At 65.3% G+C, this 26,608-nt stretch carries 15 protein-coding genes; 11 read left to right on the top strand and 4 right to left on the bottom strand.

What is annotated here, in order from left to right; translation table 11 throughout:
- The 4 genes from AC1DEK_RS03420 to dhaK are packed head-to-tail and all read left to right on the top strand — an operon-like array spanning position 1 to position 3,810.
- On the top strand, positions 1-1,122 hold the full coding sequence (locus tag AC1DEK_RS03420; RefSeq protein WP_478123777.1) for an ABC transporter ATP-binding protein: 1,122 nt from the start codon (positions 1-3) through the stop codon (positions 1,120-1,122).
- Positions 1,115-2,152 carry an ABC transporter ATP-binding protein gene (locus tag AC1DEK_RS03425; protein WP_478123778.1) on the top strand — a complete coding sequence of 346 codons (1,038 nt, stop codon included), beginning with the start codon at positions 1,115-1,117 and terminating at the stop codon, positions 2,150-2,152. Before AC1DEK_RS03420 ends, AC1DEK_RS03425 begins: the two co-directional genes overlap by 8 nt.
- Positions 2,153-2,179: 27 nt before the next feature.
- Entirely contained in the window at positions 2,180-2,824 is a 645-nt protein-coding gene (dhaL, locus tag AC1DEK_RS03430; protein ID WP_478123779.1) for a dihydroxyacetone kinase subunit DhaL, read from the top strand.
- Positions 2,821-3,810 carry a dihydroxyacetone kinase subunit DhaK gene (dhaK, locus tag AC1DEK_RS03435; RefSeq protein WP_478123780.1) on the top strand — a complete coding sequence of 330 codons (990 nt, stop codon included), beginning with the start codon at positions 2,821-2,823 and terminating at the stop codon, positions 3,808-3,810. Before dhaL ends, dhaK begins: the two co-directional genes overlap by 4 nt.
- Before the next feature lie 57 nt (positions 3,811-3,867).
- On the opposite strand, the gene AC1DEK_RS03440 is transcribed toward dhaK, so the two are convergent.
- Complete coding sequence (locus tag AC1DEK_RS03440) at positions 3,868-4,218, bottom strand: PRC-barrel domain-containing protein (RefSeq protein ID WP_478123781.1); 351 nt, start codon at positions 4,216-4,218, stop codon at positions 3,868-3,870.
- A 219-nt stretch (positions 4,219-4,437) separates the two neighbouring features.
- Between AC1DEK_RS03440 and glgB the strand changes: the two genes are divergently transcribed.
- The 7 genes from glgB to treY are packed head-to-tail and all read left to right on the top strand — an operon-like array spanning position 4,438 to position 21,611.
- A complete protein-coding gene (glgB, locus tag AC1DEK_RS03445) occupies positions 4,438-6,354 on the top strand; it encodes a 1,4-alpha-glucan branching protein GlgB (RefSeq protein WP_478123782.1) in 1,917 nt (638 codons plus the stop codon).
- Positions 6,347-8,392 (top strand): alpha-1,4-glucan--maltose-1-phosphate maltosyltransferase, encoded by a 2,046-nt coding sequence (locus tag AC1DEK_RS03450; RefSeq protein WP_478123783.1) that lies wholly within the window; start codon positions 6,347-6,349, stop codon positions 8,390-8,392. Before glgB ends, AC1DEK_RS03450 begins: the two co-directional genes overlap by 8 nt.
- Before the next feature lie 6 nt (positions 8,393-8,398).
- The gene (gene treS, locus AC1DEK_RS03455; protein WP_478123784.1) at positions 8,399-11,725 is read left to right on the top strand and encodes a maltose alpha-D-glucosyltransferase; all 3,327 of its coding nucleotides are present in this window, start codon (positions 8,399-8,401) and stop codon (positions 11,723-11,725) included.
- Positions 11,726-11,757: 32 nt separating this feature from the next.
- A complete protein-coding gene (locus tag AC1DEK_RS03460; protein ID WP_478123785.1) occupies positions 11,758-12,534 on the top strand; it encodes a mechanosensitive ion channel family protein in 777 nt (258 codons plus the stop codon).
- Entirely contained in the window at positions 12,531-14,663 is a 2,133-nt protein-coding gene (gene glgX, locus AC1DEK_RS03465) for a glycogen debranching protein GlgX (protein ID WP_478123786.1), read from the top strand. Before AC1DEK_RS03460 ends, glgX begins: the two co-directional genes overlap by 4 nt.
- Positions 14,660-16,519: a malto-oligosyltrehalose trehalohydrolase gene (gene treZ / locus AC1DEK_RS03470; RefSeq protein ID WP_478123787.1), complete on the top strand. Its 1,860-nt coding sequence runs from the start codon at positions 14,660-14,662 to the stop codon at positions 16,517-16,519. Before glgX ends, treZ begins: the two co-directional genes overlap by 4 nt.
- Positions 16,512-21,611, top strand: coding sequence for a malto-oligosyltrehalose synthase (gene treY, locus AC1DEK_RS03475; protein WP_478123788.1), 5,100 nt, complete (start codon positions 16,512-16,514; stop codon positions 21,609-21,611). Before treZ ends, treY begins: the two co-directional genes overlap by 8 nt.
- A 3-nt stretch (positions 21,612-21,614) precedes the next feature.
- Here the strand turns inward: treY and AC1DEK_RS03480 are convergent, their stop codons facing one another.
- The 3 genes from AC1DEK_RS03480 to AC1DEK_RS03490 are packed head-to-tail and all read right to left on the bottom strand — an operon-like array spanning position 21,615 to position 26,532.
- Positions 21,615-22,571, bottom strand: coding sequence for an alpha-E domain-containing protein (locus tag AC1DEK_RS03480; protein ID WP_478123789.1), 957 nt, complete (start codon positions 22,569-22,571; stop codon positions 21,615-21,617).
- Between the two features lie 20 nt (positions 22,572-22,591).
- Positions 22,592-24,109 carry a circularly permuted type 2 ATP-grasp protein gene (locus AC1DEK_RS03485; protein WP_478123790.1) on the bottom strand — a complete coding sequence of 506 codons (1,518 nt, stop codon included), beginning with the start codon at positions 24,107-24,109 and terminating at the stop codon, positions 22,592-22,594.
- A gap of 35 nt (positions 24,110-24,144) precedes the next feature.
- The gene (locus tag AC1DEK_RS03490) at positions 24,145-26,532 is read right to left on the bottom strand and encodes a DNA internalization-related competence protein ComEC/Rec2 (RefSeq protein ID WP_478123991.1); all 2,388 of its coding nucleotides are present in this window, start codon (positions 26,530-26,532) and stop codon (positions 24,145-24,147) included.
- Between the last annotated feature and the right edge of the window lie 76 nt (positions 26,533-26,608).

Consider the following 26,608-nt stretch of genomic DNA (forward strand, 5'->3'; position numbering starts at 1 on the left):
ATGGCAGAGATACGCGTTCATCAGCTGCATAAAGCCTTCGCCGACTTCACGGCGGTGAAGAACTCCAGCTTCACCGTGCGGGACGGCGATTTCTTCTGCCTCCTCGGCCCATCGGGCTGCGGCAAAACCACCACGCTGCGGATGATCGCGGGCCTCGAGCTGCCGACCTCGGGCCGAATCTTCCTCGGCGACGAAGACGTCAGCTTCAAGCGGGCATCGGCACGCGACATTGCTTTCGTGTTCCAGATGTTCGCCCTCTATCCGCACATGAACGTGCGTCGCAACATCGGTTTTCCGCTGGTGTCGCAAGGCATGGCGCGCGCGGAGGTCCGCCGCGAGGTCGAGAAGGCGGCACGCACGCTGCGCATCACGCATCTTCTGGACAAGCCGGTGTCGCAGTTGTCGAGCGGCGATCGGCAACGCGTGGCACTCGGCCGTGCGATCGTGCGCCAGCCAAAGGCCTTTCTCATGGACGAACCGCTCGGCGCGCTCGATGCCGAATTCCGCGAAGTGATGTGCCAGGAGCTGCGCGCACTGCACGACAGGCTGCACGCCACCACCGTGTATGTCACGCATGACCAGATGGAAGCGATGGCGATGGCCGACGTGATCGCCGTCATGAACGAAGGCGTGATCGAGCAGCTCGGTGCGCCTCTGGAGGTGTATGAGCGGCCCGCGAGTGTCTTCGTCGCGGACTTCATCGGCGCGCCTTCGATGAACTTCCTGCCCTTCGAGGCGGGGCTCGCGAGCGGCGAACAGGCGATCCGCATCGGACCCACGCAGATCGAAGTGCCCACACTGCGTGAAGACGTCGCACCGCGCCCGCTGCTCTGCGGCATACGGCCGGAGCATCTGCGTCTCGAAGATGCTTCGACCTTGCGCGCGGAGGTGCTCGGGACCGAATACCTCGGCACCCGCACCGTCGTCACGCTCGCCACCGCACAAGGCGCCACGGTGCGCGCCAAAGTGGATGTCACGCTGCCGGTCGCGCGCGGCGATCATGTCGGGCTCGCCTTCGACGCATCGGTGATATCGCTCTTCGACGCCGCATCGGGCCGAGCCTTGCGCACCGCCCGCGACGAGACGCCGCAGCGCGGCCGGCAGGGAGCACGCCATGGCTGAGCTTCGCCTCGCCAACGTCGAAAAGCGCTTCGGCGCCGTGCGGGCCATCGAAGGGCTGACGCTCGACATGCCAAGCGGCGAGTTCTTCGTGCTGCTCGGCCCCAGCGGCGCGGGCAAGACCACCACGCTGCGGCTGGTGTCCGGCCTCGAAACGCCGGATGCGGGCCGCATCTCGATCGGCGGGCGCGACGCCACGGCTATCGCGCCAGCGCTGCGCGACGTGGCGTTTGTCTTCCAGCAGTATTCGCTTTATCCGCACCTGAACGTCTATGACAACCTTGCCTTTCCGCTCCGCTCTCCGTTGCGTCCCCTTCCGGAGAACGAAGTGCGCCGCAAGGTGGAGGAAGTGGCTCGAATGCTGCGGATCCACGACAAACTGAAGAACCCGGCGACCCGCCTCTCGGGCGGCCAGATGCAGCGCGTGGCAATCGGGCGCGCCCTGGTACGCAATCCGTCGATCTACCTCATGGACGAGCCGCTGTCGTCACTCGATGCCAAGCTGCGCAACGACCTCCGGCTGGAGCTCAAGCGAATCCAGCAGGACCTGGGCGCCACGATGCTCTATGTGACGCACGACCAGATCGAAGCAATGACCATGGCCACGCGCATCGGCGTTCTCGATGCCGGCGTGCTGGTGCAGGTCGGTACGCCGCAGCAGATCTACGAAAACCCGAGCAGCGTCCACGTGGCCTCCAGACTGGGTTCGCCACGCATCAATCTCTTTGCGCGGGCACTGCTGCCGGAGCTGGACGCACCCCCGCGCGCCGTCACCGTCGGCGCGCGCGCCGAGCACCTGAGATTGCATGGGCAAGCTGCGGGCGCGGCCAGCAGGCCGCACCGTGCCGCGCGCGTCAGGCGCATCGAACGACTGAGCGACCTGCACCTGGTGCACGTCGGGCTCGACGACAGTGACCAGGAACTCATCGTCTCTGCAGCCGCGAACGAGAGCTTTGAGCCCGACGACGCGGTGCAGGTCGAGCTGACGCGCCCGCTGTGGTTCGACGCCGAGGGCCGGCGCATCAGCGCATGAAGCAAGCAACCAATACCTGGAGCACACATGGCCGACATCGACATGATCCGCAACGCGACGCAGACGCTGATCGACCACGTCGATGAACTGACCGCCCTGGACCAGGCGATCGGCGACGGCGACCACGGGCTCAACATGCGGCGGGGCGCGCTCGCCATTCAGGGCAAGCTCGGCGAGCTTGCGGGTCAGTCGCTCAACGAGGCATTGCGCACCATGGGCATGACCTGCATGTCGACCATCGGCGGCTCGTCGGGGCCGGTGTTCGGCACGCTGATGATCACGCTCGGCAAGGAATTGCCCGACCCGCCGACCGCCAGCGCCATGGCTGCCGCACTCGATGCCGGCATCAAGGCCCTGACCCGCCTTGGCAAGGCCGAAGTGGGCCAGAAGACATTGCTAGATGTGCTCGATCCCGTGCAGAAGCTGCTCGCGCAAGGCGGCGACGAGTTGCTCGACCGGGTTCGCGACTGCGCCTTCGCGAGCGCCGATTCGACCGCCGCGATGGATGCGATCAAGGGCCGGGCATCCTTTCTCGGAGATCGTGCGCTGGGCCATGTCGACCCGGGCTCGCGTTCGGTGGCATTGATCATCGCCGCGATCTGTGACAGCCTGGATTCGCCGGCGCAAACCTCTTCCATTCCGCCTGACCTTTCGCCTGAAAGCGCAACATGAAGAAGCTCATCAACGACGTCGATTCCCTCCTGACCGAATCCCTGGACGGCTTTGCAGCCGCGCATGCGGACATCGTGGCGCTCGGCGAGACCGGGCCTTTCGTGCGCCGTCGCACGCCGAAGCCCGGGAAGGTTGCGCTGATCTCGGGCGGTGGATCGGGCCACGAGCCGCTGCATACGGGCTTCGTCGGACACGGCATGCTCGATGCAGCCTGTCCCGGGCAGGTGTTCACCTCGCCAACCCCCGACCAGATGCTGGCGGCCGCGCAGGCGGTGGACACAGGCGCGGGCGTGCTGTTCATCGTCAAGAACTATTCGGGCGACATGATGAATTTCCAGATGGCCGCGGAGATGGTCGATTGCGACAACGCAACCGTCATCGTCAACGACGACGTTGCGGTCGAAAACTCCACCTACACCACCGGGCGGCGCGGCGTCGCAGGCACATTGATCGTCGAGAAGATCCTCGGCGCCGCGGCCGAGCGGGGCGACAGCCTCGCGGCCCTGAAGGCGCTTGGCGATTCCGTCAACAAGGCCACCGCCTCGATGGGTGTGGCGCTCACGTCCTGCACGGTGCCTGCGGCCGGCAAGCCGACCTTTCAGATAGGGGCGGACGAAATGGAGATGGGCGTCGGCATCCACGGCGAACCCGGCCGGCGAAGGGTCAGGCTCTCGTCGGCGGACGACATTGCGGCCGAGCTCAGCGGCGCAATCCTCAAGGACCTTTCACTCAAGCCTGGGCAGCAAGTGCTGCTGCTGGTCAATGGCTTCGGGGGCACACCGCTGATGGAGCTGTATTTGATGGTGAATGCGGTGCGCAAGGTGCTCGACGGCCAGCAGCTCAAGGTCGCGCGCTACCTCACCGGGTCGTATGTGACGTCGCTCGAGATGGCCGGGTGCTCGGTCACCGTGAGCGCCATGGACGAGGCGACGCTGGCGCTCTGGGATGCGCCAGTGCACACGGCAGCGCTCCGCTGGGGCATGTGAGGCGGCTCTGGCGTGCCGACGCGAACGGTCGCTCGCGTCGGCAACTTGCCTGGCTGCTTACCAGCTCACCCCGTAGTAGTCGTTGACGCTGCGACTGTAGTCAGGCGTGTATTCCGGCGCCTGCGTCTCGGCGTAGCGCGGTGCGCCTTCAAGCTTGGCCTTGTCTAGCGGCACGACATAACCGTCCATCGACGTGTCGTACGTCAGCATGTTCCAAGGCAATGGATAGCGGTCCGTGCCCATGCCGAGAAAGCCACCGAACTCGAGAACGGCATAGCGGACCTGGCCTGAGCGCTTGTCGATCATGATGTCGTCGATGGACCCGAGCTTCTCGCCCGCCTTGTTGTAGACGTTTGTGCCCTCGACGCGCTCGGAAGAGATGACGTCGCTGGTCGATTCAGGGGTCATGAAAGTCTCCTTGGTTGGATGAAAGGGTGAGTTCGGGTATCTCGCGCAGGCGTGCCGAACGACATCGGGGTACATGCCGCACAACTGTAGGCATCCACTGGCCCGATCTGCATAGGCGCTTGTCGTCCTTCCGGGCGGAACGCTCGTCAGGTGCCGTCCGACACGCGGTCGCGTGCTTTCGCTCGTGGCAGCACAGGCGCACAGGACTACAAAGCTCCTTTGACCGCTGACCGGACCACTCCCTTGAACTCCCCCGTGACCTTCGGCGACACCGACGCCTATCTTTTTCGCGAGGGAACGCACTCGCGGCTCTACGAACGGCTGGGCGGCCGACTGGCCGACAAGGAAGAAGACGGCGCCTTCTTTGCCGTGTGGGCGCCGAACGCAAGCTCGGTCGCCGTCATCGGCGACTGGAACCACTGGGACGGCCATGCCGACCCGCTGTCTCCGCGCCCGGACTCCACGGGCGTCTGGCACGGACAGGTGGCAGCCGCGCGGCACGGTCAAGCCTACAAGTACCGCATCCTGTGCAAGTCCGGAAGGGTGATCGAGAAAGCGGACCCGCTCGCGTACTTCGCCGAAACACCGCCGGCAACCGCATCCAGGCTCTGGTCGCTCGACTACACCTGGGCCGACGACGAATGGATGCGCACGCGCGCGGCCCGCAACAGCCTCGACGCGCCGATTTCGATCTACGAAGTGCATGCAGGCTCCTGGCGTCGCGAAGACGGCCGTCCGATGGATTACCGCGCGCTCACGCATGCACTGGCCGACTACGTCGTCTCGGTCGGCTTCACGCACGTCGAACTGATGCCGATCACGGAGCACCCGTTCTACGGCTCCTGGGGCTACCAGACGACGGGGTACTTCGCGCCGACATCGCGCTACGGCACACCCCAGGACTTCATGTACTTCGTCGACCACCTGCACCAGCGCGGGATCGGCGTCATCCTCGACTGGGTGCCCTCCCACTTCCCGACGGACGCGCACGGGCTCGCCAGCTTTGACGGCACGCATCTCTACGAGCACGCGGATCCGCGCCAGGGCTTTCATCCCGAGTGGAACTCGGCAATCTTCAACTATGGGCGCGACGAGGTTCGCAGCTTCCTCATTTCATCGGCGCTCTTCTGGCTGGCCAGCTATCACATCGACGGCCTGCGGGTGGATGCGGTGGCGTCCATGCTCTACCTGGACTACGCGCGCCAGGGCGGGCAGTGGATTCCCAATCAGCACGGCGGGCGCGAAAACCTCGAAGCGATCGGTTTCCTTCAGGAACTCAATCGCGCGGTGTACCGCGAGCAGCCGGACACTTTCACGATCGCGGAGGAGTCGACCGCATGGCCCAAGGTCTCGCGGCCTACCGACATGGGCGGCCTCGGTTTCGGAATGAAGTGGAACATGGGCTGGATGCACGACACCCTCGCCTATATGCACGAGGATCCGGTGCATCGCCGTTTCCATCACCATCAGCTGACTTTCTCGATGGTCTATGCCTTCAGCGAGAACTTCGTGCTGCCGTTGTCGCACGATGAAGTCGTCTATGGCAAGGGGTCGCTCATCGGCAAGATGCCAGGCGATCCGTGGCGGCAGTTTGCGAACCTGCGCTCGCTCTTTGCCTACATGTGGGCGCATCCGGGCAAGAAGCTGCTGTTCATGGGCGGCGAGTTCGGTCAGCGGCGCGAGTGGACGCATGAAGGGCAGCTCGACTGGGCCTCGCTCGATTCGAGCGAGCACCGGGGCGTTCAGCATCTGGTGGGCGAACTCAATCGTGTCTACCGGGCGGAGCCGGCGCTGCACGAGCTGGATTTCTCCGCGGACGGCTTTCAGTGGCTCGAACCCAACGACAACAAGCAGAGCGTGGTCGCCTTCCTGCGGCGCTCACGCGCGGGCGACTCGGTTCTCGTGGTGTGCAACTTGACACCGGTGCCGCGTCAGAACTACTGTGTCGGCGTGCCTCGGGACGGCACATGGCGGGAGATCCTCAACAGCGATGCCAGTACGTTCGGGGGCTCGGGCTGGGGGAATCTTGGCGCTGTGCAAGCCGCACCGATGCATTCGCACGGACAGAAGTACTCCGTGTGCCTGACGCTGCCGCCGCTTTCCACGCTCTTTTTCAAGGTGCAGTCCGATGCCTAGCGCCCTGCTGTCGCCGCCGCACATGCCCGAACCCGTCGATGCGGCGGACGGCCGGCGCCGCGCTGTAGTCGATGCCGTGCTGCCCGTCGTCGACGGCGGCCGTTTTGCGGTCAAACGCGTCGCGGGCGAGAGCTTTCGGGTGACGGCACATGTCTTCACCGACGGGCACGATGTGCCCCGCGTGATGCTCCAGTGGTGGAAGGACGGCGATGCCTCACGCCACGAGCTGCCGATGAAGCTGCGCTACAACGACGAGTGGCATGCCGACTTCACGCCGCCCATGCCCGGGCGCTACTTCTACACCGTGGTCGCTTGGGTCGACGCGTTCGAATCGTGGCGGCACGAGCTCGTTCGCCGTGTGGATCCGGAAGACATCCGCGTTGCCGCGCGCACCGGAGCGCTCGAGATTTCCGCAGCGGCAGGCCGAGCGAACGGCGATGACCGTCAGGCGCTTGCGAAATGGGCGCGCGCACTTGACGAACGCGCCACCAACCCGGGCGTGAATGCGAACGAGCTCAAGGCGCTCGCGCTTGACGACGAACTGGCCGCCATTGCCACGCGCAATCCCGATCGCAGCCTGGAGGCCCGGTTCGCGGCGGAACTGCCGCTCGTGGCGGATCGCGAGCGCGCCCGCTTCAGCACCTGGTACGAGCTCTTTCCCCGCTCGGCCTCGGACACGCCGGGCGCGCACGGCACCTTTCGTGACGTCGAGAAGCGCCTTCCGCTGGTGGCGTCGATGGGCTTCGACGTGCTGTACTTCCCGCCGATCCATCCAATTGGCCGCCTGCAACGCAAGGGCCGCAACAATGCGCTGGCGACCGAGCCCGGCGACGTCGGCAGTCCATGGGCCATTGGTGCCGCTGAAGGCGGGCACAAGGACATCCTGCCCGCGCTCGGCACGGCGGAAGATTTTCGGCGCCTGGTGGCCAAGGCGGCGGAGATGGGCATCGACGTGGCCATGGACATCGCCTTTCAGTGCGCGCCGGACCATCCCTACGTGAAGGCGCATCCGACATGGTTTCGATGGCGGCCCGACAACACCGTGCAGTATGCGGAGAACCCGCCGAAGAAGTACCAGGACATCTATCCCTTTCACTTCGAGAGCCCGGATTGGCGGGGGCTCTGGAGTGAGCTCAAGTCGGTGCTGGACCACTGGATCGCGCAGGGCGTCACGGTGTTTCGCGTCGACAACCCGCACACCAAGGCCTTCGGGTTCTGGGAATGGGCGATCACGGAGGTCAAGCGCGAGCACCCGGAGGTGATCTTCCTGGCCGAGGCCTTCACGCGGCCGAAGGTGATGCATCGCCTCGCCAAGCTAGGGTTCACGCAGTCGTACACCTACTTCACCTGGCGCAATACGAAGCAGGAGCTGACGGAGTATTTCACCGAGCTCACACGCGGCCCCGGCAAGGACTACTTCAGGCCGAACGTGTGGCCCAACACGCCTGACATCCTTCACGCCGCACTCCAGACGGGCGAAGAAGCCGTATTCAAGTCGCGGCTGGTGCTCGCTGCCACGCTGTCGGCCAACTACGGCATCTATGGCCCGGCTTTCGATTTGATGGAATACAAGCCGCGCGAGCCTTCGAGCGAGGAATACCTCGACTCCGAGAAGTACCAGTTGCGCGACTGGGACTGGAGCCCCGACCGCGGCCTGCGCCCTTTCATTGCGCGCGTCAATCAGATCCGCCATACCAACGCACCCTTGCAGGCCGACGAGAGCCTGCGGTTTCTGGACATCGACAACGACCAGTTGATCGCCTACATGAAGGCCACGCCGGACGGCTCGCACGTCGTAGTGACGGTGGTGAACCTCGATCCGCACAACGTGCAGGCCGGCTGGGTCCATCTCGATCCCGCGCTCGTCGGCGTGGAGGGCGACAAGCCTTTCCAGATGCACGACCTCCTGAGTGACCAGCGTTTCACGTGGCGCGGCGCATGGCACTACATCCTGCTCGATCCGAACCGGTTGCCCGCACACATCCTTGCGGTGCGGCGGCGGGTGCGAGACGAGCGCGATTTCGATTATTTCCAATAGGCGCCCATGAACGCCCCGCTGCCGACACTCGTCCTCGAAACCACCGAGATCGACACCTCCGGCGATCCGACCTGGTACCGCGATGCGGTCATCTATCAGCTCAACGTCAAAGCCTTTCTGGACTCCAATGCCGACGGCGTCGGCGACTTCAAGGGCGTGGCCAGCAAGCTCGACTACGTGAAGGACCTGGGCGTCAACACCATCTGGCTGATGCCCTTCTATCCTTCGCCGCTGCGCGATGACGGCTACGACATTGCCGAATACGAAGACGTGCATCCGCAATACGGCTCGCTGCAGGACTTCCGCGACATGCTGGAAGAGGCGCACAAGCGCGAGTTGCGCGTGATCATCGAACTGGTCATCAACCACACGTCGAGCGAACATCCGTGGTTCAAGGCCGCGCGCACGGCGCCGCCCGGATCGCCAGAGCGCAACTTCTATGTCTGGAGCGACACCGACACGCTCTATGCGGGCACCCGCATCATCTTCACGGACACGGAGAAGTCCAACTGGACGTGGGATCCGGTCGCCAAGGCGTATTACTGGCATCGGTTCTTCAGCCATCAGCCCGACCTCAACTTCGACAACCCCCAGGTGCTCGAAGCGGTGTTTCGCACCATGCGCTTCTGGCTCGACATGGGGGTGGACGGCTTCCGGCTGGACGCCATCCCCTATCTCATCGAGCGCGACGGCACGACCAACGAGAACCTGCCCGAGACGCACGAAGTCATCAAGAAGCTGCGCGCAGCCATCGATGCCAACTACAAGAACCGATTCCTGCTGGCCGAAGCCAACATGTGGCCGGAGGACGTGCGCGGCTACTTCGGCGAAGGCGACGAATGCCACATGGCGTATCACTTCCCATTGATGCCGCGCATGTACATGGCCATCGCACAGGAAGACCGCGACCCGATCGTCGAGATCCTGCAGCAGACGCCCGACATTCCCGAGAACTGCCAATGGGCCATCTTCTTGCGCAACCATGACGAACTGACGCTCGAGATGGTGACCAACCGCGAGCGCGACTACATGTACACGACTTATGCCGCGGACATGCAGGCGCGCATCAACCTCGGCATTCGCCGGCGGCTCGCACCGTTGATGGACAACGACAAGGACCGCATCAAGCTGATGAACAGCATGCTGCTGTCGATGCCGGGGTCGCCCATCATCTATTACGGCGACGAGATCGGCATGGGCGACAACGTCTTCGTCGGCGACCGCAACGGCGTTCGGACGCCCATGCAATGGAGCCCGGACCGCAATGCAGGCTTCTCGCGCGCGGACCCGCAGCGCCTGTACCTGCCGCCGATCATGGATGCGATGTATGGCTACGAGGCCGTCAACGTCGAAGCGCAGTTGCGCGACAAGAGCTCGCTGCTGCACTGGACGCGCCGGATGCTCGCGGTGCGCAAGACGAGCCGGGCCTTCGGGCGCGGGCGCCGCACGTTCCTCAAGCCGGGCAATCGAAAGATCCTCGCCTACATCAGCGAACATGACGACGACGTGATCCTGTCGGTGTTCAACCTGTCGCGCGCGGCGCAGCCGGTCGAACTGGATCTCTCGGCGTTCAAGGGCCGGGTGCCTGTCGAGATGCTGGGCCGCACATCGTTTCCGCCGATCGGCGAACTGCCCTATCTGCTCACGTTGACGTCGCATGGCTTCTATTGGTTCAGGCTCGCCGAGGAGGCCCCCATGCCAAGCTGGCACCAGGAAGGTGTCGCCCTTCTCGACCGCCCCGTGCTGGTGCTCTTCGACGGCTGGACCAGCATCTTCAGGGACCGCGTGGTGCCCTGGCGCATCGGCTTTGCCGACCGGCTGAGTCGGCAGATCGAGACTGACACGCTGCCGCCGCACATCGAAGCCCAGCGCTGGTATGCCACCAAGGGTTCACACATCGAGCGCGCCGCGTTTCGCGACCAGGCAGTCTGGAACATCGACGGCTACAGCTGGATGCTGCCGCTGCTGGCTCTGCAAGGACCGCCCGGCGGTGCCACCTACTTCATGCCGCTGGCTCTCGCGTGGGAAGACCGCGACGAAGAGCGCATGAAATCGCTGCAGCAGGCCGCCATCGCAAAGGTGCGGCAGCAGGCGAACGTCGGCGTCATGGGCGATGCCTTCTTCGACGAGGCGTTCTGCCGCCAAGTCGTTCGCGCCATCGTGCATGAAACGCGGCTTCGCACCGACCACGGCGAGCTTCACTTCCGGCCCACATCGCTGGGGCGGGAGTTTCCCGCTGAAGTCATCGATACGCTGCCCGTGAGTCCGCCCAGCCCGGTCAGCAGCAACACGGTGGTCACGCTCGGCGAAACCCTGTTCCTGAAGGGCTACCGCCAACTGCGCGCGGGCGTCAATCCTGAATTGGAAATGGGCCGCTTCCTCACGGAAGAAGCCGGTTTCGTGCATGGGGTTCCGATTGCCGGCGCGCTCGAATACCTGGGCGAGGACGGCACGGTCATGACGCTCGCGCTGCTGCAGGCCTACGTGCCGAACCAGGGCGACGGATGGGAATACACGCTGGCGTACCTCGAACGTGTGTTGGGCGAACTGCGTGATACCGACGGCGCAACCACGCCCGAGCTGCACGGCGCATTTCTCGCGCTGATCCGCATCCTCGGCGCCCGCACGGCCGAACTGCACAATGCGCTCGCCAAGCGCACTGGCAACGCCGCCTTCGAACCGGTGCCGATGGCGGATGCCGACCTTCAAAAGATCCGCGAAACCGTGCGCTCCGAGGCCGCGGGCACACTCAGGCAGCTCGGCGAATTCGTGCGCACCACGCTGCCCGCCAGCGCGCAGGACGACGCGACGAGACTGCTCGGCATGGGCAAGGCGGTCGATACCTTCGTGGATGGCGTGTATCTTGCAGGCAAGACAGCGTGGCGAACGCGATTCCATGGCGACTATCACCTCGGACAGGTGCTGCTGACGCGAAACGATTTCGTAATCATCGATTTCGAAGGCGAACCCGCACGGCCGATCGAAGAGCGCCGTACCAAGCAATCGCCGCTGCGCGATGTCGCCGGCATGCTGCGCTCCTTCAACTACGCGCGCTGGAGCGCATTGCGCCGCGCTGCCCAGAATGCCGAGGAGCTGGTGCGCCTGGACGCCGCGGCGCGCGCCTGGGAGGGCGAGACGCGAGCCGCATTTCTTTCCGGCTACCAGGAGGTCCTGGCCCCGGAGTCGGGTCCGGTCGACAGGCAGCTTCTCGAACTCTTCGAGCTGGAGAAGGCGTTCTACGAACTGCGCTACGAACTGAACAACCGGATCGACTGGGTGCCCGTTCCGTTGCAGGGAATCCTCGCATTGCTTGAACGAACGGCCGTTCGCTGAGCGCGGACACACACATCACCCGGAGCACGTCCATGGAAAGCCTCTCCATTCATCTCGAGCCGTTGCGCGCCTTCCTGTTCCAGATCGGCGCGTACTTCCCCCGGCTGCTCTTTGCGGTGCTGGCGGTCGCCGTCGGCTGGCTGCTGGCCAAGGCGGCGCGCTTCACCGTGGTGCGCGGCCTGCATGCGTTGAACTTCCACGTGCTCACCGAGCGCTCCGGCATCGACGACTTTCTCCGCAAGGGCGGCATGGTGCAGGACTCGACCGTCGTCTTCGGTGCGCTGGCCTACTGGCTGGTGATACTGATTTCGCTGGTCGTTGCCTTCAACGGGCTCGGGCTCACTTATGCGGCCGACATGCTCGGGCGCGTGATGTGGTTCGTGCCCAATGTGTTCGTCGCGCTGCTGATCCTGGTCTTCGGCGCCTTCTTCGCGAAGTACGTCGGGGACGGAATCAGTGCCTACAGCCGCAACGCCGGCATGCAGGATGCGCAACTGCTCGGCAAGCTGGCGCAATACGCGATCCTGCTTTTCGTGGTGCTCATCGCGCTCGACCAGATCAAGGTCGGTGGCGATATCGTCCGGCAGAGCTTCCTGATCATCCTCGCCGGCGTGGTGTTCGCACTGGCACTGGCCTTCGGGCTCGCGGGCAAGGATTGGGCCGCACGCCGCATCGAGGAGTGGTGGCCGCGCGATCGGCCTCCGCCGCGGCCCGTCGTGCGCGAAACGACCACCCGTGATTTTCCCGGAGCGAACCGCCCGACCGCCGCGTGGCCGCCCCGAACAGACCGTGATCGGCCCCACCCGTGACCAAACGCAATCATGTAGCCCTGACCGCGGTCTGGCCAGGGCGTCCCTACCCGCTTGGCGCAACCTGGGATGGCCAGGGCGTGAACTTCGCGATCTTCTCCAAGCACGCGGAAAAGGCGGAGTTATGCATCTTCGACGACAAGGGGCGGCATGAGCGCCAACGAATCGTGCTGCGCGAGCGCACCAACGACGTTTGGCATTGCTATCTCCCAGAGGCTCGGCCGGGCATGGCCTATGGCTATCGCATCCACGGGCGCTACAAACCCGAAGAAGGCCATCGCTTCAATCCCAACAAGCTGCTGCTCGACCCGTATGCGAAGGACCTGATCGGCGAACTGCGCTGGAGCGACGCCCTCTACGGCTACTCGGTCGGCAGCAAGCGCCAGGATCTGTCGTTCGACCGCCGCGACAGCGCGGCCTTCATGCCCAAGAGCCGCGTGCTCGAAACCGCATTCACCTGGGGCGAAGACCGCCGGCCCGAGGTTCCTTGGCAGGACATGGTCATCTACGAAATGCACGTGCGCGGCTTCACGATGCAGCATCCCGCCATTCCGGAGCACCTGCGCGGCACGTATGCGGCACTGGGGTGTTCGCCGGTCATCGACTACCTGCAGCGCCTGGGCGTGACCACCATCGAGCTGCTGCCGGTGCACGCGTTCATCAACGATCGCCATCTTGCCGACAAGGGCCTTCAGAACTACTGGGGCTACAACACGCTCGGCTACTTCGCGCCGGAAGTGCGCTACAGCGCCTCCGGCAAGGTGAAAGAATTCAAGACCATGGTCAAGACCCTGCACTCGGCAGGCATCGAGGTGATCCTCGACGTGGTCTACAACCACACGTGCGAAGGCAACCACCTGGGGCCAACGCTCTCGATGCGCGGCGTGGACAACATGTCCTACTACATCGCCAATGGCGCGCAGCCGCGCTACTACGACGACTTCACCGGCTGCGGCAACACCGTCAATCTGGAGCAGCCGCGCGCGCTGCAGCTCGTCATGGACTCACTGCGCTATTGGGCCGAGGAAATGCACGTCGACGGCTTTCGCTTCGACCTTGCGTCGGCACTCGCCCGCGAGGCCGGCAAGGTCGAGAACCTGGGCGGGTTCTTCGATGCGATCCGCCAGGACCCGACGCTCAACCAGGTCAAGCTGATCGCCGAGCCCTGGGACCTGGGGCATGGCGGCTACCAGGTCGGCAACTTTCCGCCGGGCTGGGCCGAATGGAATGACCGCTACCGCGACGGCATCCGCGGCTGGTGGAAAGGCGATGCGGGCGTGGCCGGCGAAGCCGCACACCGGCTCTCGGGCTCGCAGGATCTCTACGGCTGGTCCGGCAAGGGGCCGCACGCGAGCATCAACTTCGTCACGGCGCACGACGGCTTCACGCTGCACGACCTCGTCTCCTACAACGACAAGCACAACGAGGCCAACGGTGAAGACAACCGCGACGGCAACAACAACAACCTGTCGTGGAACTGCGGCGCCGAGGGCACGACGGACGACCCTGAAGTCCTCGCGCTGCGCGAACGCCAGAAGCGCAACATCCTCGCGACGCTGCTGCTGTCGCAAGGCGTGCCGATGCTGCTTGCGGGCGACGAGCGCGGCAACACGCAACACGGCAACAACAACGCCTATTGCCAGGACAACGAGTTGTCGTGGCTCGATTGGACCCCTTCTCCGGAAGCCGATTCCCTGCGCGATTTCGTCGCGCTGCTGATTCGCACGCGCCGCATGCATCCATCGTTTCGCCGACGCAGCTTCTTTCGGGGACAGCCCGTTGGCGATGGCCAGCAGAAGGACGTCGTCTGGGTCAAGCCCGATGGCGATGAAATGGCGCCGGCCGACTGGGGCGAGCACGTGCGCTGCCTGGGCATGATGTTCTCGGGCGCGGGCATCATCGACGTGGGGCCGCGCGGCGAATCCCAGCGCGATGACGATTTCCTGCTGCTGCTCAACGCCTACCACGAGCCCCTGCCCTTTACGCTGCCGCCGCGTCCGGGAGCAACCTGGACACGCGTGATCGATACGGCGCGCGAGAGCGCCCTCTCGATGACGCTCGACGAGCCGGCCTATCCATTGCAGGACCGGTCGCTCGCGCTACTGCGGCATACGAGGACCGCGATATGAAACACCAGCATTCGATGCCTTTCGGCGCGGAGGTGTGCCGGGACGGCGTCCGCTTCAAGCTCTGGGCGCCCGATGTTCCAAAGGTCGTCCTCGAATGGTCCAAAGGCGGAGACTGGCGTGAAGCTCCAATGCAGCGCGATGCCGACGGCTGGCACGAACACACGGCGGCGGAGGCCGCTGCCGGCGATCGCTACCGCTACCGCCTGCCCGACGGCCTGCGCGTTCCCGACCCCGCTTCACGCCGCAACCCCGACGACGTCCACGGCCCAAGCGAAGTGATCGATCCGCAGGCCTACACGTGGCGCGACGACGCCTGGTCAGGCCGCCCCTGGCAGGAAGCGGTCATCTACGAAATGCACCTGGGAGCCTTCACCCAGGAGGGCACCTTCGAAGCGGCGAGACAGAGGCTTCCGGCGCTGGCCGAACTAGGCATCACCGCCATCGAGCTGATGCCGATTGCTGACTTCCCCGGCCGCCGCAACTGGGGCTACGACGGCGTCCTCCCCTACGCGCCCGACACCAGCTATGGCACGCCCGAGCAGCTCAAGGCTTTCGTGGACACTGCCCATGAACTCGGCTTGATGGTGCTGATCGACGTGGTCTACAACCATTTCGGGCCGGAGGGAAACTACCTGCATGCCTACTGCCCGCAGTTCTTCAATGCGGCCCACCAGACGCCGTGGGGCCCCGCGATCAACTTCGACGGAGCCGATTCGCGGACGGTGCGGGACTTCTTCATGCACAACGCGCTGTACTGGGTCGAGGAGTATCGATTCGACGGCCTGCGCATGGATGCGGTCCATGCCATTCGCGACGACTCGACGCCGCCCATCGTCGAAGAGGTCTGCGCCGCACTGCAGCAAGGCCCGGGCCGGCATCGGCAAGTGCACGTGGTGCTCGAAAACGACCTGAACCAGGCCCATCGGCTCACCCGCGATGACGAGGGCAAGCCGATTGCCGCCACCGCACAGTGGAACGACGACCTGCACCACGCCGCGCATGTCCTGCTGACGGGCGAAACCGATGGCTACTACGCGGACTATGCGCAGCATCCGCTCGAGAAGTTCGGGCTGGCGCTTGCCCAGGGCTTTGTCTACGCAGGCCAGCCATCCGCGTTTCGGGGGGGCGAACCTCGCGGAGAGCCTTGCGACCATCTGCCGCCTGGCGCGTTCGTATCGTTTTTGCAGACCCACGACCAGATCGGCAATCGCGCCCTGGGTGAGCGCATCGACGTCCTTGCCGCGCCGGACCTGCTTCGCGCCGCCCGAACCTGCGTCCTGCTTTCGCCGCACACGCCGATGTTGTTCATGGGAGAGGAATACGGCGCGCATACGCCCTTCCTTTATTTTTGCGATTTCGGCCCGGAGCTTGCTGCCGCGGTATCGGCCGGGCGGCGCGAGGAATTCGGGCGCTTCGCAGCTTTTGCGGACGAGAAGGCGCGCCTGAAGATTCCTGATCCCAATGGCATGGAGGCGTTTACCGCATCCAAACTCGATGACGCCGAACGCGCGCAGCCTGAGCACGCCAAGGAACTCCAACACACGCGCGCGGTGCTTGCCGTGCGCCATGCCGAGCTTGCGCCGCGCTTCGGCCATGGAACTCAACTGGTGCAATGGTCGGTCGAAGGCGATGCGCTTCGGCTGGTGTGGTCACTGGGCAAAGGCCTCAACGGAAACGCCCAGCCATCGCTTCTGCACCTCGTTGCGAACTTCGGGACCACGGACGCTCAGGTGGCATGGCCGCCCGGCCGCGTCATCTACAGGCTGCCCGCAACCCAGGAGGCCGCAAGCGAGGCCCAGCTTCCGCTCGTGCCTGGCGGTGTCTGCGCATCGATCGAGGAGTTGCCGGATGCCTGAACCCGGCTTCACGGACGACGAGGTCTCGAGCATCCGGCGCTTGTGCGAGCGCTACCGCATCGCGCCTGAATTCGAAGACGCATTCGGCAACCGCCATTCAGTGTCGAACGAAGGGTTGGCGGCGCTGTTGCTCGACGCAGGCTTCGTCGAGCGCGAGCCGCGGGCCGATTTCAGCGCAGCCGACGCGGCCGCCGAACGCGCCACATGGCAGCGTGCGTTGCCGCCGACGTTGATTGTTGCTTCGGGCTCGCAGTCATTGTTCGTCTCCGACGTGAGGCTGCCGACCTCGACAGGGCGCATCGAATGGCGGCTGGTCGACGAGCAAGGTGCCGTGCATGAAGGCGCGGCAGAGACGAGGGATCTGCACGCGGCGCAGCATGCCGACATAGCCGGCATCGCCTATGCACGCTACGAGCTTTCGATTCCGCTGGCGCTGCCCGACGGCTATCACCGCCTGAGCCTCGGTGGCCTGCAGAGCGAATGCCTGGTGATCTGCGCGCCTGCGCAGTGTCATCGTCCGCAGATTCTCGAAGAGGGTCGTGCCTGGGGATTCACCCTCCAGCTCTACGGGCTCCGTTCCGCGCGCAACTGGGGGATCGGCGATTTCAGTGACCTGAAGGACTTCGTCGCGCGGGCCGCACACGCAGGCGCCGAGTTCGTGGGACTCAATCCGCTTCATGCGCTCTTTCCGCACGATCCGGCTCGCACGAGCCCCTACAGCCCTTCGTCGCGGTCGCAGCTCAACGTGCTCTACATCGACGTGGAAGCGGTGCCGGATTTCGCCGACTGTGCCGGCGCCCGGCAAAGGGTCCGGTCGCCTGCGTTCCAGTCGCGCCTCGCGGAACTGCGCGACGCATCGCTCGTCGATTACGCCGGCGTTGCGGCGCTGAAGCACGAAGTGCTGGCGATGCTCCACAGCCGCTTCGGCGAACGCGATGACGGCGACCCGGAGGCGCAGGCCTTCGCGCGATTTTGTGAACAGGGCGGAGAGGCATTGCGCCAGCACGCGCTGTTCGAAGCCCTGCAGGCGCACTTCCACGCTGCGGATGCGAACGTCTGGGGCTGGCCCGTGTGGCCTGAGCCCTACCGCGATCCGGCCTCGCCGGCCGTGGCGGACTTCGCAAGAGAGCACGGCGCTGAAGTCGGCTACTTCGAATACCTCCAGTGGCAGGCTGCGCGGCAGCTTCAGGCGGTCGGAGCGCAGTGTGCCGTATCGGGCAAGGCCATCGGCCTCTATCTCGACCTCGCTGTATCGGCCGATCGAAGCGGGTCGGACGCCTGGCGCCATCAGCAAAGCTTTGCACGCGACGTTCGCGTCGGCGCGCCGCCCGATGCCTTCAACCTCGAAGGCCAGAACTGGGGCTTGCCGCCGCTGCGGCCCGACCGCTTGCGCGAGGGAGGCTACAAGCCCTTCATCGAAGCGCTGCGCGCCAACATGCACGAGGCCGGCGCCATTCGCATCGACCACGTGATGATCCTGATGCGCCTTTTCTGGATCCCCGCCGACGGCGCCGCGCGCGATGGCGCCTACGTGAGCTATCCGGTCGAAGAGCTCTTCGCGGTGCTTGCACTGGAGAGCCAGCGCCACCGCTGCCTGGTGATCGGCGAAGACCTCGGCACGGTGCCCGAGGCCATGCGCGAGACGCTGCGCCGCTTCGGCGTGCTGTCGTATCGGGTGCTCTACTTCGAGCAGGAAAGCGACGGTGCATTTCGCGCACCGGCGGACTATCCGCGCGACGCGATCGCGGCCGTCAGCACGCACGATCTCGCGACGTTGGCAGGCTGGTGGTCGGCGCACGATCTCCAGACGCGCTTCGAACTCGGCCTGATCGCCGACCGGGAGACCCTGGCGCACCAGACGCTGGAGCGCGCCCATTCGCGCGCGCGCCTCAAAGAGGCGATGCAACGCCACGCACCCGAACTCGCGGCCAGCCTGAGCACGGCGTCGGGCAATGGACCGCTGGATTCCGGCGGTATCACAGCGGTGCACGCCTTTCTTGCGGGCGCCCCATCGAAGCTCATGGCGCTTCAGCTCGAAGATGCGCTGGGCAGCGTCCAGCAGGCGAATCTGCCGGGCACCGTCGACGAACATCCGAACTGGCGCCGCAAGTACGGCCCCACTGTCGAGGCGCTCTGGCGGGAGGCCGGCGTCCAAAAGATCTGCGCCGCACTCTCGCAAGCCCGCCCGCTCGCCCGCGAACGCCCTGCGGAGACTTCGAACCTGCCGCTGCGCGTGCCGCGCGCCACCTACCGGCTGCAGTTGCACAGCAGGTTCACCTTCGACGACGCGGCGCGCATCGTTCCGTATCTCTCGAAGCTGGGCGTGAGCCACGTCTATTGCTCGCCGATTCACCGGGCGCGGCCCGGCAGCATGCATGGCTATGACGTGGTCGCGCACGATGAGATCAATCCCGAACTCGGCGGCATGCCTGCATTCGAACGCTTCACGCGTGTGCTCAAGGACCACGGGATGGGGCAGCTCATCGACCTCGTCCCCAATCACATGGGCGTGCTCGGCACGGACAACCGCTGGTGGATGGACGTGCTCGAAAACGGAACGGCCTCGCCGTACGCATCGCACTTCGACATTCAATGGGAGGCGCTGGCGCCGGGGCTGACCGGCAAGGTGCTGCTGCCGGTGCTGGGCGATCACTATGGCGCGGTGCTGGAGCGTGGTGAACTCCAGTTGCGCTGGGAGCCGGCCAAAGGGGCGTTCGGCGTTTGCTACTTCGATCACTTCTTTCCGCTGGCGCCGCAGACCTTCTCGCTCATCCTCGACCGCGCCGCGACGCGCGTCCACGACCAGAAGGCCGCGGCACTGCTGGGTGCCATCGCGGAGTCATCGCGCGAAATGCCCTCGGTGTCTGGCGAGGACGCCGATGCTGTCGCCCGGCGCGCAAGGGACAAGAAGGTCCTCGCGGACCGACTCGCCGCACTGGAGTCCGAAACCCCCGCCGCCGCGCGGGCCGTGGATGCAGCAGTGCATGCGCTCAACGGCCACGATCAGCGCCAAGCCATGCACGAGTTGCTGGAGGCACAGTCCTATCGGCTCGCTCATTGGCGCACAGCGGCCGACGAGATCAACTACCGCCGCTTCTTCGACGTGAACGAACTCGCGGCGCTTCGCACGGAGCGCGTGGAAGTGTTCGAAGCGACGCACGCGCTCGCGCTGAACCTTGCGGCGCGCGGCTGGGTCGACGGATTGCGCATCGACCATCCCGATGGCCTGCAAGACCCCGCCTGCTATTTCGATCGGCTGCAGGATGGTTTCGTGGCGCGCGTCGGGAAGAAGTCCCGCGGCCGGGACGCCAACGGCCGGCCCGAGTGCCCACTCTACGTGGTCGCCGAGAAGATCGCCGCGCCGCACGAAGACGTGCCGGTGTCCTGGGCCATCCACGGCACGACAGGCTATCGCTTTGCGAACCTGGCGAATGCAGTGCTCGTCGATCATCGGGCCGCGGATCGCCTGACGCGGATCTGGCGCGGCTTCACGGGCATGCACGAACGCTACGAAGACGTGGTGTATTTCGCCAAGCGTGAAGTCGCCCACGGCACACTCGCCTCCGATCTCGAAGTCCTGGCGAATGCATTGCTCGACATCGGGAAGAGCCACCACCGGACCCGCGACCACACGCTCAACACGTTGCGCGAGGCCATTGCCACCGTGGCCGCCTGCATGACCGTCTATCGCACCTACAACGCCGAGGAAGCGAGCGCACAGGACCTGCGCTACATCGACCAGGCCATCGATGCCGCCCGCGAGCGATTGCAATTGCCGGACCCATCGGTGTTCGGGTTCCTGCGCGATGCGCTGCTCGGTCTGCCGCCCGACGGACGCGAATCACCACTGCGCACCGCGGCAGTGCGGTTTGCGAGACGGTTTCAGCAGTTCACCGCACCCGTCGCGGCCAAGGGCGTGGAAGACACGGCCTTCTACCGCTACTTTCCGCTGAGCGCAGTCAATGAAGTGGGCGGAGAGCCGAACCAGATCGGCGTGCCGGTCGCGGAGTTTCATGTGGCCAGCGACGACCGGCGAAAGCGTTGGCCGCACACGATGCTGGCAACCTCCACGCACGACAACAAGCGCTCCGAAGACGTTCGGCTGCGCATCGACGTGCTGTCGGAATGCCCCGGTCTCTGGCGGCTCGCGCTGCGAAGGTGGCGGGCGTTGAACGCCCCGCTGCGCGGCAGCGTGACGCCGGTGCACGAGTACCTGCTCTACCAGACGCTGCTTGGAACCCTGCCGGCGGCGAAGGCCAACGCAGCCGACCTCGAAGCCTACATGGCGCGCATCGTCCGCTACATGGTGAAGGCGGCACGCGAAGGCAAGGCCGCGACGAGTTGGACCCGTCCGGACACTGCCTATGAAGAAGCGCTGGAAAGCTTCGTTCGTGGAATCCTTGCGCAAGACGCGCGCACGGACTTCCTCGCCGATCTGCAACACGGAGTGGCCGCACTGGACCGGTACGGTGCGCTCAACGACATCAGCCTGACGCTGCTGAAGTTCAGCTCGCCGGGGGTGCCCGACATTTACCAGGGCTGCGAGCTCATCGACCGCAGCCTCGTGGATCCGGACAACCGGCGTCCGGTCGACTACGAGGCCCGCCAGCGCCGGCTGCAAGAACTCGAAGCGCTCGCCCAGGGCGGCGATCTGGAGACGGCGGTGCGGGGCCTCGCAGAATCGGCAGCCGATGGGCGCGCCAAGCACTGGCTGACTTGGCGACTTCTCGGCTTGCGCGCGCGTGAACCCGACCTGCTCAGCGAAGGCAGTTATGTGCCGCTCGAAATCCGCGGCACGCAGTCACACCACCTGATCGGCTTCCTGCGCTGCCACGAAGGCCGCGTTGCCATCTCGCTCACGGTGCGCCTCTTTGCTTCGTTGAACGACCTGGGCCGTCCGCGCTTTCCGGGCCCGACCGCGGTGCCGCCAGCCGAAGCATGGGGCGATACGCGGGTCGTCCTGCCTCCGGAGATCGACACGCTTTTGTTCGAAGACTGCATCACAGGCGCCCGGCACACCTTGGGCGCTGGTGAGCACGCGGCCTCGGCATTGCTCCGGGCTTTTCCAGGCGCGCTGCTCGTCGGCGGATAGCTCTCAGTGCGCAGGAACCAGGAAGTCCTGGCTGATCCGCCAGCCGAGTTCATTCACCCGGTCGAGGAACTGCGTCAAGTACGCGTGCAGACCAGTCGCAAGAATCTCATCGACCGTTGCGTACTGCAGGTCCGCCAGCAGCTTGCCCGCTCGGCGCTGGGTCTCGGAGCTCTGCTCGTTCTTGACCTTGTCGAGGTTGCTCACCACCTCATGCAGGCTCGCATGCAATGAACGCGGCATGTCCGCACGCAGGATCAGCAGTTCGGCCACGCGCTCGGGCTTGATCACGTCGCGGTACACCTTGCGATAGACCTCGAAAGCCGAGACGCTGCGCAGGATCGCGCTCCAGTGATAGAAGTCGTATTCCTGGTCTTCCTCGGTGGCGGTGCCGAAGAACTCGCTGTTGAGCGCATGGAACTTCACGTCGACCAGCCTTGCGGTGTTGTCGGCGCGTTCGATGAAGGTGCCCAGGCGCGAGAAGTAGAAGGCCTCGTCCTGCAGCATGGTGCCCAGCGTCACGCCGCGTGAAAGATGCGAGCGGAACTTGACCCATTCGAAGAACTGCGCCGGATCGCGCTCGAACTCCCTGTTGCGCAGCATGCGATTGACTTCGAGCCAGGTGGTGTTCTGCGTTTCCCAGGCTTCGGTGGTGAGCGCGCCGCGCACCGCACGGGCGTTCTCGCGCGCCGCGCGCAGGCACGAGAGGATGGACGATGGATTCGACTCGTCCTTGACCATGAACTCCATGACCTCGTCGGGTTTGAAGCCCTCGTGCTTCTCGTTGTAGAGCGGCAGCAGTTCGCTGATCGACAGAAGGCCCTGCCAACCGTACTTGGCGACTTCGGCAGATTGCGGCAGCAGCGATGTCTGGTAGTTGACGTCCAGCATGCGCGCGGTGTTCTCGGCGCGCTCGGTGTAGCGGGACATCCAGTAGAGGTGATCGGCGGTGCGTGACAACATGATCTGAAGGGCTCCGTTGATCAGGACGACTGCGTCTGGGTTTGCGTTTTGGTTTGCGTTTGCGCCGCTCCGGCCCGGGCGGCGCCGTTGCGGTCCGCTTCGAGAATCCAGGTGTCCTTGGTGCCGCCGCCCTGCGACGAGTTGACGACCAGCGAGCCCTCCTTGAGAGCCACCCGCGTGAGGCCGCCCGGCACCATCTGCACTTCCTTGGCCGACAGCACGAAGGGCCGCAGGTCGATGTGGCGCGGCGCGATGCCCGATTCAACGAAAGTCGGCGAGCTCGAAAGGCTCAGCGTCGGCTGGGCAATGTAGCCGTCGGGCTTTGCGAGCACCGCCTTCTTGAAGTCTTCGATCTCGGCCTGCGTCGCAGCGGGCCCGATGAGCATCCCGTAGCCACCCGCGCCATGAACTTCCTTGACCACGAGGTCCTTCATGTTGGCGAGCGTGTAGTCGAGGTCGTCCTTGTTGCGGCACATGTAGGTGGGCACGTTCTTCAGGATCGGCTTTTCGCCGAGGTAGAACTCGACCATCTTCGGGACGTAGGGGTAGATCGACTTGTCGTCCGCCACGCCGGTGCCCACCGCGTTGCAGATGACGACGTTGCCTTCGCGGTAGGCGCGCATCAGGCCGGGGCAGCCGAGCGTGGACGTGGACCTGAAGACTTCGGGATCGAGGAAATCGTCGTCCACCCGGCGGTAGATGACGTCGACGCGCTTGGGGCCGCGCGTGGTGCGCATGTAGACGAAGTCGTCCTTGACGAAGAGGTCCTGCCCCTCGACCAGCTCGATGCCCATCTGCTGCGCGAGGAAGGCGTGTTCGAAATAGGCGCTGTTGTACATGCCCGGGGTGAGCACCACGACCGTCGGCTCGGCCGTTGCGGGCGGCGCGGAGGCGCGCAGCGTTTCGAGCAGAAGGTCAGGGTAATGCGCCACCGGCGCGATGCGGTTCTGGCTGAACAACTCCGGAAAAAGCCGCATCATCATCTTGCGGTTTTCCAGCATGTAGCTCACGCCGCTGGGTACGCGGAGGTTGTCTTCGAGCACGTAGTACTCGCCGTTGCCCGCCGAGTCGGGCGCTCGCACGATGTCGATGCCGGAGATGTGGGAGTAGATGTCGTTCGGCACCTTCACGCCCGCCATTTCGGGGCGGTATTGCGCGTTGTTCAGGATTTGCTCGGCCGGAATGACGCCGGCCTTGATGATTTCCTGGCCGTGGTAGACGTCATGGATGAAGCGGTTGAGCGCTGTCACGCGCTGCACGAGGCCCTTTTCCATCGAGGCCCACTCGTGCGCGGGGATGATGCGCGGAAGCAGGTCGAACGGGATCAATCGCTCGGTGCCCGAGCCGTCCTCGTCCTTCGCGCCATAGACGGCAAAGGTGATCCCGACCCGGCGGAAGATCATTTCCGCCTCCTCGCGCCGCGATCGCATCACCTCTGCGGGCTGCTTCGCGAGCCATTGGTCGTATCGCTTGTAGTGGCTCCTGACGGCAGCGCCGTTGTAGGGCAGCTGCTCATACATCTCGTCGAATTTGTGCATGGACGACCAATCTCCTTGCCCGTAGCTTAGCAAGTTCAAGGCCAAACAACGGCGGAAGATGACGAAACGTCGTGGTGCCAATAGCGCCGTGCAGCCTGGCGGCGACAGCTCACCTCGCCCGGCACGAGGCTGGACCACAACGCGGCCCCACAGTGCGGCGTGTCCACCAGGGCGATGCCGCGCTGGGCATAGCGCTGCACCACTTCCGGCGCCGGATGTCCAAATCGATTCCGCCAGCCGGCCTGGACCAGCGCGATGCGCGGATTCACCGCATCCAGCAGCAGCGGGCTCGACGAGGTCTTGCTGCCATGGTGCGGAACCAGCAGCACGTCCGCCCGCAGATCGGCGTTGCGCACGACGAGGGCGGCTTCCTGCAGGCGCTCGATATCTCCCGCCAACAACGCAGTCGCACGGCCGTTGGAGATGCGAAGCACGCACGAGACCGCATTCGGCCGGGTGAAAAAGATGTACTCGTTTTCCCCCGGATGGAGGATTTCGAAATCCACGCCGTCCCAGGACCAGCGCTGGCCCGAGAGGCACCGCCGGGCGGGCCGCAGCTGCTGCAGCGGATGGTCGGCCTCGATCGAGCTGAGCAGTTCAGCCTGCGCTTGCGATGCAAGTACTGTCGGCGCGCCGCCGGTGTGGTCGCTGTCGCGATGGCTCAGAACGACGGTGTCCAGGCGCTCGCCCAATGCTTTCAGCAGGGGCACGAGCACGCGGCTGCCGGCATCGGTTTCGAGGCTGTAGCGCGGCCCCGCGTCATACAGCAGGCTGTGGGCGGCCGTGCGCACCAGCACTGCGTTGCCCTGCCCCACGTCGGCTGCGAGGAGTTCGAACTCGCCCGCTGCAGGGCGCGGCGCCTGCCATAGCAGCACGGGCAGCAGCAAGGGCAAGCCCAGGGCGCGCATCGACCACGGCAATCGCATGACGAGCAGGAGCCCGCCCGCGATTCCGCCGATGGCCATCCAGAGCGGCGGGGCGGCCATCGACACGGTCGCGAACGGCCAACGCGCTAGCCATTGCAGCAGCACCGACAACCCCTGCACGGCCCACGCGGCCGCTTCCCATACCGGGGGCACGAGCATGCCGACCATCGCCAGCGGCGTGACGACGAGCGTGACCCAGGGAATCGCCACCGCATTGGCAGGCAGACTGACGACTGAAATCTGCTGGAAGAACAACAGAGTCAGTGGCGTCAGGCCCAGCGTGACGACCCATTGCTCTCGAAGCAGTCGTCCCAGTCGGCTCCGAGCAGCGCCATTCGCGCCGTTCACACCCTCCAAGCCGTCCACCCCAGAGGCGAACAGCACGCCCACTGCCACGAAGCTCAGCCAGAACCCGGCCTGCATCAGCGCCCATGGATCGAGCAGCACCACGACCGTGCAAGCCAGCAGCCAGACGCAGGGCCATGGCCAGCGCCTGCCGGACAAGCGCAGCAAGGCAACGGCGGCGAGCATCCACACCGTGCGCTGCGAAGGCAAGCCCCATCCGCTGAACAGCGCGTACAGCGTTGCGAGCGCAACGCCGCCGAGCAGCCCAGCGTGCTGGGCCGGCCACGTCAGCATCCAACGTCCGCTGCGGCGCCAAAGCACGCCGACCACACGCGCCGCGAGCCAGGCGAACATCGTGACGTGAAGTCCGGAGATGGCCATCAGGTGCGCAACACCAGTTGCCCGGAAGACGTCCCAGTCGGCCCGATCGATGGCGTTCTGGTCTCCGGTGACGAGCGCCGCGATCACGCCGGCCGCCTGCCGGTCCGCAACGCGCTCGAAGATCGCATCGCGCACGGACTCGCGCGCACGTTCCATCGGATAGCGCCACGTCTCGCCAAGACGCTCCGGGCGGGGATCACGCGGGCCGGTGCGCACGTAGCCCGTCGCCTGCACGCCCAGCTCCCATAGTCGAAGCTCGTGGTCGTAGCCGTGCGGATTGAGCTGCCCGTGCGGCGCCTTCAGGCGAACAACGAACTGCCAGCGTTCACCCGCATGCACAGGGGCGAGGGCGACAGGGGCAACCGTATCCGCGTACCAGCCCAGCGCAAGGCGCGACGGCACTCGAGGCGGCGTGCCCTCCACCGATGCATCCGCCCAGCGCGCCGATTCGACCTCGAATGCAAAGCGCAGACCGCTTTCGCTGTGCTGGGGCATCTGCGCCACCAGGCCGGTGACCCACACATCACGACCCTCCATCGCCGGATGCATTGCATCGTTCACATAGGCAGCCGCACGCCAGCCCGCGAGGCCCGCGCCAGCCAGGGCCCCCATCAGCACCGCCGACGCCAGAGCACCGAAACGGATGCGCGGAAGCCATCTCCGTGTCGAGGCGCCGATGAGCGCAGATGCGACCATCCCCGCGTACGAGGGCCATGGCCACAACGCCGCCTGCTGCAACTGCAACGCCGCACCCCAGACCGAACCCGCCATCGCGGCAAAAACAACCCAGCCGCGCGCATCCCCGCCCGGCGTCACGAGACAACCCCTGCTTGCATAGCAATCCACT

This window comes from Variovorax sp. 10N420, from assembly GCF_056394705.1.

Bases quoted from the DNA above. Each gene is read 5' to 3' on its own strand.
- AC1DEK_RS03420 (WP_478123777.1), top strand. From the start codon at position 1: ATGGCAGAGATACGCGTTCATCAGCTGCATAAAGCCTTCGCCGACTTC.
- AC1DEK_RS03425 (WP_478123778.1), top strand. From the start codon at position 1,115: ATGGCTGAGCTTCGCCTCGCCAACGTCGAAAAGCGCTTCGGCGCCGTG.
- dhaL (WP_478123779.1), top strand. From the start codon at position 2,180: ATGGCCGACATCGACATGATCCGCAACGCGACGCAGACGCTGATCGAC.
- dhaK (WP_478123780.1), top strand. From the start codon at position 2,821: ATGAAGAAGCTCATCAACGACGTCGATTCCCTCCTGACCGAATCCCTG.
- AC1DEK_RS03440 (WP_478123781.1), bottom strand. From the start codon at position 4,218: ATGACCCCTGAATCGACCAGCGACGTCATCTCTTCCGAGCGCGTCGAG.
- AC1DEK_RS03450 (WP_478123783.1), top strand. From the start codon at position 6,347: ATGCCTAGCGCCCTGCTGTCGCCGCCGCACATGCCCGAACCCGTCGAT.
- treS (WP_478123784.1), top strand. From the start codon at position 8,399: ATGAACGCCCCGCTGCCGACACTCGTCCTCGAAACCACCGAGATCGAC.
- AC1DEK_RS03460 (WP_478123785.1), top strand. From the start codon at position 11,758: ATGGAAAGCCTCTCCATTCATCTCGAGCCGTTGCGCGCCTTCCTGTTC.
- treZ (WP_478123787.1), top strand. From the start codon at position 14,660: ATGAAACACCAGCATTCGATGCCTTTCGGCGCGGAGGTGTGCCGGGAC.
- treY (WP_478123788.1), top strand. From the start codon at position 16,512: ATGCCTGAACCCGGCTTCACGGACGACGAGGTCTCGAGCATCCGGCGC.
- AC1DEK_RS03480 (WP_478123789.1), bottom strand. From the start codon at position 22,571: ATGTTGTCACGCACCGCCGATCACCTCTACTGGATGTCCCGCTACACC.
- AC1DEK_RS03485 (WP_478123790.1), bottom strand. From the start codon at position 24,109: ATGCACAAATTCGACGAGATGTATGAGCAGCTGCCCTACAACGGCGCT.
- AC1DEK_RS03490 (WP_478123991.1), bottom strand. From the start codon at position 26,532: ATGGCGGGTTCGGTCTGGGGTGCGGCGTTGCAGTTGCAGCAGGCGGCG.